The organism is Streptomyces sp. NBC_00247 (genome assembly GCF_036188265.1).
In the GTDB taxonomy this organism is placed as follows: domain Bacteria; phylum Actinomycetota; class Actinomycetes; order Streptomycetales; family Streptomycetaceae; genus Streptomyces.
In genome coordinates, this window is sequence record NZ_CP108093.1 from 993195 (window position 1) to 1005204 (window position 12010).

Here is a 12010-nt window from a genome sequence, read left to right on the forward strand (position 1 = left end):
GACCGCTTCGAAACCGCGCGCGGGAAACCTGGCGGGGGTCCGGCACGTCCAAGGGCGGACATCAACTCATCCAGCCGGGGGGACCAGTTATGCAGTCCACGCAGAGAATCCAGCGACACCGCACCGCCACTCTGGCGGCCGGGGCGCTCGTCGCCCTGCTCGCGGTGGCCGGGTGCGGTGCGAACGACACCGGCGGGATGGGCGAGTCCTCCTCGGACGACAAGGCGGCCGTCGCGCAGGAAGAAGGCGCTGGGCCGGAGGCGGCGTCCGGCCCGGCCAGGTCGGACGGCGCCGGTTCCGCGGCGGCGGGAAAGGCGGACGGAGAGGCGGGCGGGACGGCGGTGGACAAGAGCACACCGGCCGCCACCCACGTCATCCGCACCACGGTGATGTCCATCGAGGTGAAAGACGTCCCGAAGGCCGTCGCCGGGGCCCGGTCCGCCGCCGAGGGCAGCGGCGGACTGGTGGAGAGCGAGTCGACCGAGCGGGTGGACGACGTCCACGACTCCTCGCACCTCGTCCTGCGGGTCCCGGAGGACCGGTACGAGGCCGTGCTGAAGCGGCTGACCGGCGCGGGCAAGCTGCTCTCGCGCACGTCGGAGGCGAAGGACGTCACCGACCAGGTCGTAGACGTGGAGAGCCGTGTCGCGACCCAGCGGGCGAGCGTCGACCGGGTGCGGGCCCTGATGGCGAAGGCGGAGAAGATCGGCGATGTCGTCCTGCTCGAAGGTCAGTTGAGCAGTCGTCAGGCCGACCTGGAGTCCCTGCTCGCGCAGCGGGCGAGCCTGGCCGACCGCACCTCGCTGGCGACGATCACCCTGGATCTCTACGAGCCGGACGCCTCCGTCGCCGACGAGGACGACGATCCCGGGTTCTGGGACGCGGTGACCGGTGGGTGGGACGCGTTCGTCACGACGCTGCGGTGGATCGCGATGGCGATCGGTGCGACCGCCCCGTTCCTGGCGGCCGTCGCGCTGCTCCTGGTGGTCGGGCGGCTGGTGATGCGCCGCCGCCGCGTACCGGCGGCCGGTACACCCGCCCCCGCCGTCGCGGACGAGCGGGAGGACGCGAGCACGACACCCGCGCCCTGAGACCGCCGGGGGGAAACGCCGGGGAACGCCGTTAGCGTGGTCGGCACACTGCGGCGAAGGGACCTGGCATGACGGAGCGACTGGTGGTCGTCGGGGGCGACGCGGCGGGCATGTCCGCCGCGTCGCAGGCCCGCAGGTTGAAGGGGCCGGACGAGCTGAGCATCGTGGCCTTCGAGCGCGGCCACTTCTCCTCGTACTCCGCCTGCGGCATCCCGTACTGGGTGGGCGGCGACGTGGCGGAGCGCGACGACCTGATCGCCCGTACGCCCGAGGAGCACCGGGCCCGCGGCATCGACCTGCGCACCCGTACCGAGGTGACGGAGATCGACGTCGCGGGCCGGCGGGTGCGGGCGCTGGACCGGGAGACCGGTGACGCCTACTGGACCGGGTACGACAAGTTGGTGATCGGCACCGGGGCCCGGCCGGTGCGCCCGGCGCTGCCCGGCATCGACGCCCCCGGGGTGCACGGGGTGCAGACGCTCGACGACGGCCAGTCGCTGCTGGACTCGCTGGACCGGACGGGCCCCGGCCGCCGGCGCGCGGTGGTGGTGGGCGCGGGCTACATCGGCGTCGAGATGGCCGAGGCCATGCTGAACCGCGGGTTCGAGGTGACCGTGCTGAACCGGGGCGAGCAGCCGATGGCCACGCTCGACCCGGACATGGGGCGCCTGGTGCACGAGGCGATGGACGGCCTCGGCATCACGACGGTGAACCGCGCGGCGGTGACGGAGATCCGCACCGGACCGGACGGCAGGGTGTCGGCGGTGGTGACCGAAGGGGAGACGTACCCGGCGGACGTGGTGGTCCTCGGCATCGGCGTGGAGCCGCAGACGGAGCTCGCCCGCGCGGCCGGTCTGCCGCTGGGTCCGCACGGCGGTCTGCTGACGGACCTGTCGATGCGGGTGGTCGGGCACGAGGACATCTGGGCGGGCGGCGACTGCGTGGAGGTGCTGGACCTGGTGGCCAAGCGCACCCGGCACATCGCGCTCGGCACCCACGCCAACAAGCACGGTCAGGTCATCGGCGCGAACGTCGGCGGTGGTTACGGCACGTTCCCGGGAGTGGTCGGGACGGCCGTGAGCAAGGTCTGCGACCTGGAGATCGCCCGGACCGGGCTGCGGGAGAAGGACGCGCGGGCGGTCGGGCTGCGGTTCGTGACGGCCACCATCGAATCGACGGGCCGGGCCGGCTACTACCCGGGCGCCGCGCCCATGACGGTGAAGATGCTCGCCGAGTACCGCACCGGCAGGCTGCTGGGCGTGCAGATCGTGGGCCGCGAGGGGGCGGCGAAGCGGGTGGACATCGCCGCGGTGGCGCTGACCGCCGGGATGACGGTGGAGGAGATGACCGCGCTCGACCTGGGATACGCCCCGCCGTTCTCCCCCGTCTGGGACCCGGTCCTGGTGGCCGCCCGTAAGGCGAGCACGGCGGTACGGGCGGCGGGCTCGGCCTGAGCGGCGGGCCGCACCCGGCGGGCACGGGCCGCCCGGAACCCGGGGGTTTCCGGCGGCCCGTGCCGATTCAGCGCGCGGTCTGCGTGTGGACGTACTCCACGAGCCGGGTGAGGGAGTCCGGGTCCATCGACGGCATGACGCCGTGCCCGAGGTTGAAGATGTGCCCCTCCAGGCCCGCGGCGGCGTCCAGCACCTCGCGGGTCTTCTCCTCGACCGTGGCGGTCGGGGCGAAGAGGACCGCCGGGTCGAGGTTGCCCTGGAGCGCCTTGCCGGGGCCGACGCGGCGGGCGGCCTCGTCCAGGGAGACGCGCCAGTCGACACCGACGACGTCCGCTCCGGCCTCGCCCATGAGGCCGAGCAGTTCGCCGGTGCCCACGCCGAAGTGGATGCGCGGGACACCGTAGGAGGCGACCGCGTCGAAGACCTTGGCGGAGGCGGGCATCACCGAGCGGCGGTAGTCGGCGGGTGCCAGCGCGCCGACCCAGGAGTCGAAGAGCTGGACGGCCGAGGCGCCGGCCTCGATCTGGACCTTGAGGAAGGCGCCGGTGATGTCCGCGAGCCGGTCCACGAGGTCGGCCCAGAGCTGCGGGTCGCCGTACATCATGGCCTTGGTGCGCTCGTGGCTGCGGGAGGGCCCGCCTTCGACGAGGTAGCTGGCAAGGGTGAACGGGGCGCCCGCGAAGCCGATGAGCGGGGTGGTGCCGAGTTCGGCGACGAGCATGCGGACGGCCTCGGTGACGTACGGGACGTCCTCGGGCGTGAGATCGCGCAGCCGGGCCAGGTCGGCGCGGGTACGGATCGGGTCGGCGATCACGGGGCCGACTCCGGGCTTGATGTCCAGGTCGATGCCGATGGCCTTGAGCGGTACGACGATGTCGCTGTAGTAGACGGCGGCGTCGACCTTGTGACGGCGTACCGGCTGCAGCGTGATCTCGGTGACCAGCTCCGGCATCGTGCAGGAGTCGAGCATCGCGATGCCCTCACGGGCCTTCAGGTACTCCGGCAGGGACCGCCCGGCCTGCCGCATGAACCAGACCGGGGTGTGGGGCACCGGTTCGCGCCGGCACGCCTTCAGGAACACCGAGTCGTGGGTGGCGGAGGTCGTCGTCAGCTGGCCCGAGGGGCGTTCGTTGGCACTCACGCACAGAATCTTCGCACGAAGGCCCAAGGAGCACGGTCCCACCAGGGTGTCTCTCCCTGCGCACGGCCCGCGTTCCGCCTACTCTTCCCGGCATGGCTCCGGCGCGGGAACAGTTCTCCGATCATTCCGACCACACCTCCCAGGGGGACGGTGCGGAGAGCAAACCCACTCCGCCCGGGTTCCGGTCGGCGGTCGAGGCACTGCGCTCGGTGCGGCTCCGGCCCGAGCTGGAGATCGAGGCGACCAAGCCACCGCAGCGACTGGCCCCGCACGCCTATGCCCTGGAGGCGGCGGTGGTGGACGGCGACGAGGACCTCGCGGACGGCCGCTTGGTACTGCTGCACGACCCGGCCGGTCACGAGGCCTGGCAGGGAACGTTTCGCCTGGTGACGCTCGTACGTGCGGAACTGGAGCCGGAGATGGCCGCCGACCCGCTGCTGCCCGAGGTGTGCTGGTCCTGGCTGACGGGCGCGCTGGAGGCGCGCGGCCTGTCCTACGGGTCGGCGGGCGGCACGGTCACCCGGGCGGGGTCGCACTACTTCGGCGAGCTCGGCAGCCGCCGGCCCGCCACCCAGATCGAGATCCGCGCGTCCTGGACGCCCGGCGAGGGCCCCGGCGGTGTACCTGACACGGCCGGGCACCTGACGGCCTGGGGCGACCTGCTCTGCCAGATCGCCGGCCTGCCGCCGTCCGGTCCGGCCGACGCGACGGTGGTCACCCTGCCGCAGCGGCGGGGGCCGCAGGCCTCGTAGGCGACACGGTCCGGCGGACCGCGCCCGGAGCCCCGGGCCTCGGAGGGCTCCGAAGCTCCGAAGCGCCGACGCCCGGAACATCCCGGGCTCCGGGCCTCCGACGCACCGCACCGCCGCGCCCGGAACCGTGGGCCCGCGGCCCCGGGAACCCGGAAGTACACCGTCCCGACGCTTTCACGACAGGCCCGGCCGACCGCCGGTCCCACTGTCATACAATCGATCGTGCGTCCGATTTGCCCGAATTGTTACTCACCAAATCGTGATCTTCCTCTAAAGGAGGACGGGTCTGCTGCCGAAGAGGTCAATGACCCTTCAAGCATGGTTCGCCCCGGCTTCATCCCCGAGCCGGCCCGTCCCGCCACTCCCCCAGGAGGCCTGGTGTCCGTTCTCCTAGAGCAGCCCGCAAGCCTGGTCGCCTACCGCCCGAACAAGCCGACGGCCATGGTCGTCGTGGCCGACCCGCGCGTCCGTTCCACCGTGACCCGCCATCTGTGGGCCCTCGGAGTTCGTGACGTCATCGAGGCGTCGTCCATCGCGGAGGCCCGCCCCCGCGTCGGCAACCCGCGCGACATCTGCGTTGCCGACGTCCACCTGCCCGACGGTTCCGGGCTGACCCTGCTGTCCGAGACCCGAGCCGCAGGCTGGCCGAACGGTCTCGCCCTCTCCGCCGCCGACGACATCGGTGCCGTACGCAACGCCCTCGCGGGCGGCGTCAAGGGCTACGTCGTCACCGGCACCCGTACCAACATCGGCCACCCCAACCGACCCGGCGTCGCCCCCATCGGCGCCAACGCCGCCCGTATGCACCGCCGGCCCCCCGGCTCCCCGAGCCACCCGGGCGGCTACCGCGAACTGTCCGGCCGCGAGGTGGAGGTGCTCCGCCTGGTCGCCGAAGGCCAGTCCAACAAGGCCATCGGCGTCTCGATGGGTCTCTCCGCCCTCACGGTCAAGTCCCACCTCGCCCGCATCGCCCGCAAGCTCGGCACCGGAGACCGCGCAGGAATGGTCGCCGTCGCCCTGCGGACCGGCATCATCCACTGACCCTCCCCCAACCGGTGCCTGCGGATTCGCGGGATCCGGCCGGTTTTACGCGCCCGACACCCGACGACGGAACGTTCCGTCGTCGGGTGTCGCGCATACACGGATACCCTTGACGGGTGACCGACGCCCAAGAGACCGCAGCAGAGACGACACTGCGAACCACCGGGGGCGCTCCCCCGGACGACGTCGCCCCGGCGCCGATCCCCTTGCTGGAACCGCGCGAGGGCATTCCGCCGGTGGTGGCGGACGACGACGCCCTCGCCCGGGTGGTCGCCGCCTTCGCCGCGGGCAGCGGCCCGGTGGCCGTCGACGCCGAGCGTGCCTCCGGCTACCGGTACGGCCAGCGCGCCTATCTCGTACAGCTGCGCCGCGAGGGCGCGGGCAGTGCGCTGGTCGACCCCGTCGGCTGCCCCGACCTGTCGGGGCTCGGCGAGGCCCTCACCGGCACCGAGTGGATCCTGCACGCCGCCACGCAGGATCTCCCCTGCCTGCGCGAAATAGGCATGCTCCCCACCTCCCTCTTCGACACCGAGCTCGCCGGACGGCTGGCCGGGTTCCCCCGGGTCGGCCTCGGCGCGATGGTCGAGAACGTGCTCGGGTTCGCGCTGGAGAAGGGCCACTCGGCCGTCGACTGGTCCACCCGGCCGCTCCCCGATCCGTGGCTGCGCTACGCCGCGCTCGACGTCGAGCTCCTGATCGACCTGCGGGACGCGCTGGAGAAGGAGCTGGACCGCCAGGGGAAGCTGGAGTGGGCCCGCGAGGAGTTCGACGCCATCGCGACGGCGCCGCCCGCTCCGCCGCGCAAGGACCCGTGGCGCCGCACCTCCGGCATGCACAAGGTGCGCAGGCGCCGCCAGCTTGCCGTCGTACGCGAACTGTGGGAGGCCCGCGACCGGATCGCGCAGCGGCGCGACGTCTCGCCCGGCAAGGTGCTCGGCGACGGGGCGATCGTGGAGGCCGCGCTCGCGGTCCCCGCCAACGTCCAGGCGCTGTCGGCCCTGCCCGGTTTCGGACACCGGGTCAACCGGCGCCAGCTGGAGCAGTGGCAGGCCGCCGTGGACCGCGCCAAGGCGCTGCCGGAGTCCGAACTGCCGCAGCCGGGACAGCAGCTCACGGGCCCGCCGCCGCCGCGCGCCTGGGCGGACAAGGACCCCGCCGCCGCGGACCGGCTGACGGCCGCCCGCGGGGCCGTCTCCGACCTCGCCGAGCGGCTGCACCTGCCTCCGGAGAACCTCATCACCCCGGACACCGTGCGCCGGGTCTGCTGGGAGCCGCCCAAGAGCGTCACCCCGGGCGCGGTCGAGGACCTGCTCGCGGGGTACGGCGCGCGACGCTGGCAGATCGGGCTGGTGGCCCCGCTGCTGCTGGACGCGCTGAAGGCGAGCGCGGCTTCCTGACGCCGCCCGGCACCACACCACAGCGCCACAGCGCCACAGCGCCACAGCGCCACAGCGCCACAGCGTGACGGCACCACGACACCCCCGGTCACCGGATTCACGGCCGCCCGGGGGTGTCGTCGTGTTCCGGGGCGCCCTCGCACCGACACTTCGGGCGCCGCGAGGATCGAAATCACGCCAGGTTGGAGGGGCGCGGCGGCCACCGGACGCGCGTCCCGGGCCGCCCTGCGCCCGTGACCGCGTGTGTGACCTTCGACGCTCCGGCCACAGGGGGTGGGCAGTCTGGTTACCCACGAGTAGCATGAGGGCGGGCGGCACGCTTCCGGGCGTGCCCCGCAGCAGTGCCATCCCGCACCCTGGAGGAGAGCCATCGTGCCTCGTACCATCCGGGACGTCGTCTTCGTCGACGGCGTCCGCACCCCGTTCGGCAAGGCGGGCCCGAAGGGCATCTACCACGAGACCCGCGCCGACGATCTCGTCGTGAAGGCCATCCGGGAGCTGCTGCGCCGCAACCCGGACCTGGACCCCGCATCGATCGACGAGGTCGCCATCGCCGCGACCACCCAGATCGGCGACCAGGGCCTCACCCTCGGCCGGACCGCCGGAATCCTGGCCGGTCTGCCGCAGTCCGTCCCCGGCTACTCGATCGACCGCATGTGCGCGGGCGCCCTGACCGCCGTCACCACGACGGCCGGCTCCATCGCCTTCGGCGCGTACGACGTCGTCGTGGCCGGCGGTGTCGAGCACATGGGCCGGCACCCGATGGGCGAGGGCGTGGACCCGAACCCGCGCTTCGTGTCGGAGAAGATGGTCGACGAGTCCGCCCTCTTCATGGGCATGACCGCCGAGAACCTGCACGACCGCTACCCGCGGATCACCAAGGAGCGCGCCGACGCCTACGCCGTGCGCTCGCAGGAGAAGGCCGCCAAGGCGTACGCCGACGGCAAGATCCAGCAGGACCTGGTACCGATCTCGGTGCGCCGCACCAACGCCGAGGGCGGTGAGACCGGCTGGGGCCTGGTCACCGCCGACGAGCCGATGCGCCCGGGCACCTCGATGGAGTCCCTCGCGGGCCTCAAGACCCCGTTCCGCCCGCACGGCCGTGTGACGGCCGGCAACGCGGCGGGTCTGAACGACGGCGCCACCGCCTCGCTGCTCGCCGCCGAGGACGTCGCCCGCGAGCTGGGCCTGCCGGTCCGGATGCGTCTGGTGTCGTACGCCTACGTGGGCGTCGAGCCGGAGGTCATGGGCTACGGCCCCATCCCGGCGACGGAGAAGGCGCTGGCCAAGGCGGGTCTGACCATCGAGGACATCGGTCTCTTCGAGGTCAACGAGGCGTTCGCCGTCCAGGTGCTCGCCCTGCTCGACCACTACGGCATCGCCGACGACGACCCGCGCGTCAACCAGTACGGCGGCGCCATCGCGTACGGCCACCCGCTCGCCTCCTCCGGCGTCCGTCTGATGACGCAGCTGGCCCGCCAGTTCGAGGAGCAGCCGGAGGTCCGTTACGGCATCACCACGATGTGCGTGGGCTTCGGCATGGGCGCCACGGTCATCTGGGAGAACCCGCACTTCGACGCCGACGGAGGCACCAAGTGAGCTCCACCACCGAGCTTCTGAAGGGGGCGGCCGAGCTCTTCCCGGGCGAGGTCGTCACCCAGGCGCACGTACGCCACCTCGACCTCCCGGCGGGCGCGGGCAGGTTCGCCCTCATCACCCTGGACAACGGCCTGGACCACACCAAGCCGACGACCTTCGGCCCGCAGTCGCTGGCCAACCTGGACGAGGCGATCGACCAGGTCGAGAAGGAGGCGTCCGAGGGTTCCATCGTCGGCGTCGGCATCACCGGCAAGCCGTTCATCTTCGCCGTGGGCGCCGACCTCAAGGGCCTCGAAGTCCTCAAGAACCACGAGGACGCGGTGCGGATCGGCAAGGGCGGTCACGACGTCTTCCGCCGCCTCTCCTCCCTCGCGGTCCCGACCTTCGCGTACTACAACGGCGCGGCGATGGGCGGCGGCGTCGAGGTCGGCCTGCACTGCTCGTACCGCACCGTCTCCAAGGCGCTCCCCGCCTTCTCGCTGCCCGAGGTATTCCTCGGCCTGGTGCCCGGCTGGGGCGGCTGCGCGCTGCTGCCGAACCTGATCGGCGCCGACCGCGCGGTCTCGGTGATCATCGAGAACTCGCTGAACCAGAACCGTCAGCTCAAGGGTGCGCAGGTCTTCGAGCTCGGCATCGCGGACGCGCTCTTCGACGGCGCGGACTTCCTGGAACGTTCGCTCGTGTGGACGGCCGGTGTCCTGACGGGCGAGACCGTGGTCGAGCGCGCCGAGGTCGACCGCGGCGACGCCTGGGACCAGGCCGTCGCGCGCGGGCGGGCCGTCGCGGACTCCAAGGTGCACGGCGCGGCCCCGGCCGCCTACCGCGCGCTGGAGATCATCGCGGCCGCCAAGGACGGCGACCTGGGTGCCGGCTTCGACGCCGAGGACCAGGCACTCGCCGACCTGATCATGAGCGGTGAGCTGCGCTCGGGGCTGTACGCCTTCAACCTGGTGCAGCGGCGTGCCAAGCGCCCGGCCGGCGCTCCGGACAAGAGCCTGGCCCGTCCGGTCACCAAGGTCGGTGTCGTGGGCGCCGGTCTGATGGCCAGCCAGCTCGCGCTGCTCTTCCTGCGCCGCCTGGAGGTACCGGTCGTCCTCACGGACATCGACCAGGCGCGTGTCGACAAGGGTGTGGGCTACGTCCACGCCGAGATCGACAAGCTGCTCGGCAAGGGCCGCATCAACCAGGACAAGGCGAACCGTCTCAAGGCCCTGGTGACCGGCGTGCTGGACAAGGCGGAGGGTTTCTCCGACGCCGACTTCATCATCGAGGCCGTCTTCGAGGAGATCGGCGTCAAGCAGCAGGTGTTCGCGGAGGTCGAGGCGGTCGCCCCGGCGCACGCGATCCTCGCCACCAACACCTCCTCGCTCTCGGTCACCGAGATGGCGTCGAAGCTGAAGAACCCGGAGCGGGTCGTCGGCTTCCACTTCTTCAACCCGGTCGCGATCCTCCCGCTGCTGGAGATCGTGCGCGGCGAGCGCACGGACGACGCCGCGCTGGCGACGGCGTTCGGGGTGGCCCGGAAGCTGAAGAAGACCGCGGTGCTGGTGAAGGACGCCCCGGCGTTCGTCGTCAACCGCATCCTCACCCGCTTCATGGGCGAGATCCAGAACGTCATCGACGAGGGCACCCCGGTCGCCGTCGCCGAGCGCGCCGTCGAGCCGCTCGGTCTGCCGATGTCGCCGCTGGTCCTCCTGGAGCTGGTGGGCCCGGCGATCGGTCTGCACGTCTCCGAGACCCTGAACCGCGCGTTCCCGGAGCGCTTCACCGTCTCCGCGAACCTCGCGGCGGTCGTGAAGGCCGGCAAGCGCGGCTTCTACGTCTACGACTCCGGCAAGCCGGAGCTGGACCCCGAGGTCGCCGCGCTCCTGGAGCAGGGCGACAGCGTCCTGACGGAGGAGCAGACCCGTGACCGTGTCCTGGACGCGGTGGCCGAGGAGATCGGCCTGATGCTCGACGAGGGCGTCGTCGCCGAGGCGCAGGACATCGACCTCTGCCTGATCACCGGCGCGGGCTGGCCCTTCCACCTGGGCGGCATCACGCCGTACCTGGACCGGGCGGGCGTCTCCGAGCGGGTGAACGGCAAGCCGTTCCTGGCACCGGGCGTGGCGAGCGTGCCGGCGTAACACCCGGTTTCCGTCGTGGACGGGCCGTACGGAGGAGCCCTCCGTACGGCCCGTCCGCGTGCGGGTGGACCGGGTGCCGGGGCGAGGTGGCAGGATGTTCCTTTCCCCTCGGATCGGACGGCGGTCGCACGGAACCATGACGAACCCACTGCCTCGTCCCGGGCGCCGGGCCCTGCTGGTGGCGGGCGGCGGGACCCTGCTGGCCGCAGCGGGCGGCGCGCTGCTCGGCCGCTCCCGCGGACCGGACACCGCCGGTCCTCCCCCGGCCGGGGCGGTCGGCGAGTTCGACGTGTCGGGGGCGGCCGAGGCCCTCCCCCTCAGCCCACTGCGGCACGTGTCGGGCCCGCAGTCCCTCTCCTGTCCGGACGGCGGCGGGGCTCTGTACGCCCTCCAGGTCGTACCCGCCTCGGTACGGCTCGGGGACGAGGACCGCGCTCCCGGCGGCCGGGAGCGGCGGCTGGCCGGGGACCTGTGCGTCTCCCGGCTCTCCCCCTCCGGCGAGCTGACGGCGAGCATGCATCTGCGGGGGTTCGGTCACGGGATGTCGTTCGGCACCGAGCCCGTGGGCGGGGACGTCTTCCTCTGGGTGGAGTCGGACGCCGATCCGGAGACGGGATACGGCCGGGCCGTATCCCGCGTCCGCTTCCGGGACGGCGCCGTGGTGGACAGTTCCTCGGACGAGGTGCGCCACCACCGCCCGTACCCGGGCAGCCGCAAAGTCCATCCCACTCTCGACCTCGCGCACCGTCGCGTTCTGGTGAGTCACTGGACAGGACGGACGCACCGGTACTCCGTCCATGCCATGGACGACTTCGCCGCCGGGCGCCACGAGCCCCTGTGGAGTCTGGAGGACACCGCCCTGCGGAGCGGAGAGACCTTCCAGGGGTGTGCGCTGCGGGGGCGGCTCGTCTATCAGCTGACCGGAAAGCACTACACCGACGAGAGGGGCACCAATCCGCCGTCCGGTGGCGGCGACACCTACGTGTCCGCGCTCGACGTGCGGACGGGCCGGATCGTGGGGCGCCGGAAGGTGACGGTCGCCCCGGGCCTGGAGTTCCGCGAGCCGGAGGGGATCGCCGTGCGTCCCGGTGCCCGTCCGGAGCTGTGGGTCGCCTTCTCGGTCAAGACGCCGGGCCGCCGCGACATCGCGGTCTTCTCGTGTCCCGCCTGGGCCGGGGTGCGTCCCGCCGCACGGTCCGCCCGCACGGCCCGTCCGTGACGGAACGTACACCGCCCCTCACCGGACGCGCGGCGGTTGGTAACTGTTCGGCATCTAACTACTACCATCTGATCCTTTTTTGCTGTTGAACGTTCACTAAAAGCTTCATGAGTGTCTAGAGTTCGATCGGATGCTTCGCAATCTCCTCACCTGTTGTTCGCATGCCGTTCTCTTCGCGGCTCGATTCCGG

The 12010-nt window shown here is 72.2% G+C and carries 9 protein-coding genes; 8 read left to right on the top strand and 1 reads right to left on the bottom strand.

Annotated elements, in window-relative coordinates:
* The first annotated feature begins 89 nt into the window (after positions 1-89).
* Both OHT52_RS04015 and OHT52_RS04020 read left to right on the top strand, forming a co-directional pair.
* Positions 90-1091, top strand: a complete 1002-nt coding sequence (locus tag OHT52_RS04015) for a DUF4349 domain-containing protein (protein ID WP_328718730.1) — start codon at positions 90-92, stop codon at positions 1089-1091.
* A 68-nt stretch (positions 1092-1159) separates the two neighbouring features.
* Entirely contained in the window at positions 1160-2545 is a 1386-nt protein-coding gene (locus OHT52_RS04020) for an FAD-dependent oxidoreductase (protein WP_328718731.1), read from the top strand.
* 67 nt (positions 2546-2612) lie between these two features.
* On the opposite strand, the gene hemE is transcribed toward OHT52_RS04020, so the two are convergent.
* Positions 2613-3686 (bottom strand): uroporphyrinogen decarboxylase, encoded by a 1074-nt coding sequence (gene hemE / locus OHT52_RS04025; RefSeq protein WP_328718732.1) that lies wholly within the window; start codon positions 3684-3686, stop codon positions 2613-2615.
* A 92-nt stretch (positions 3687-3778) separates the two neighbouring features.
* Here hemE and OHT52_RS04030 point away from each other — a divergent pair, with 92 nt between their 5' ends.
* From OHT52_RS04030 to OHT52_RS04055, 6 genes are all read left to right on the top strand, one after another.
* Positions 3779-4438 (top strand): DUF3000 domain-containing protein, encoded by a 660-nt coding sequence (locus tag OHT52_RS04030; RefSeq protein WP_328718733.1) that lies wholly within the window; start codon positions 3779-3781, stop codon positions 4436-4438.
* Positions 4439-4816: 378 nt separating this feature from the next.
* Positions 4817-5479 carry a helix-turn-helix transcriptional regulator gene (locus OHT52_RS04035; RefSeq protein WP_266710186.1) on the top strand — a complete coding sequence of 221 codons (663 nt, stop codon included), beginning with the start codon at positions 4817-4819 and terminating at the stop codon, positions 5477-5479.
* Positions 5480-5595: 116 nt separating this feature from the next.
* The gene (locus OHT52_RS04040; RefSeq protein ID WP_328718734.1) at positions 5596-6876 is read left to right on the top strand and encodes a ribonuclease D; all 1281 of its coding nucleotides are present in this window, start codon (positions 5596-5598) and stop codon (positions 6874-6876) included.
* Positions 6877-7248: 372 nt separating this feature from the next.
* Complete coding sequence (locus OHT52_RS04045) at positions 7249-8475, top strand: thiolase family protein (protein ID WP_328718735.1); 1227 nt, start codon at positions 7249-7251, stop codon at positions 8473-8475.
* A complete protein-coding gene (locus OHT52_RS04050) occupies positions 8472-10601 on the top strand; it encodes a 3-hydroxyacyl-CoA dehydrogenase NAD-binding domain-containing protein (protein ID WP_328718736.1) in 2130 nt (709 codons plus the stop codon). Before OHT52_RS04045 ends, OHT52_RS04050 begins: the two co-directional genes overlap by 4 nt.
* Positions 10602-10737: 136 nt before the next feature.
* The gene (locus OHT52_RS04055; protein ID WP_328718737.1) at positions 10738-11820 is read left to right on the top strand and encodes a phage baseplate protein; all 1083 of its coding nucleotides are present in this window, start codon (positions 10738-10740) and stop codon (positions 11818-11820) included.
* The last annotated feature ends 190 nt before the right edge of the window (positions 11821-12010 follow it).

What these genes read in the sequence shown, in the direction of transcription:
- OHT52_RS04015 (WP_328718730.1), top strand. Translation starts at nt 90, where the DNA reads ATGCAGTCCACGCAGAGAATCCAGCGACACCGCACCGCCACTCTGGCG.
- OHT52_RS04020 (WP_328718731.1), top strand. Translation starts at nt 1,160, where the DNA reads ATGACGGAGCGACTGGTGGTCGTCGGGGGCGACGCGGCGGGCATGTCC.
- OHT52_RS04030 (WP_328718733.1), top strand. Translation starts at nt 3,779, where the DNA reads ATGGCTCCGGCGCGGGAACAGTTCTCCGATCATTCCGACCACACCTCC.
- OHT52_RS04055 (WP_328718737.1), top strand. Translation starts at nt 10,738, where the DNA reads ATGACGAACCCACTGCCTCGTCCCGGGCGCCGGGCCCTGCTGGTGGCG.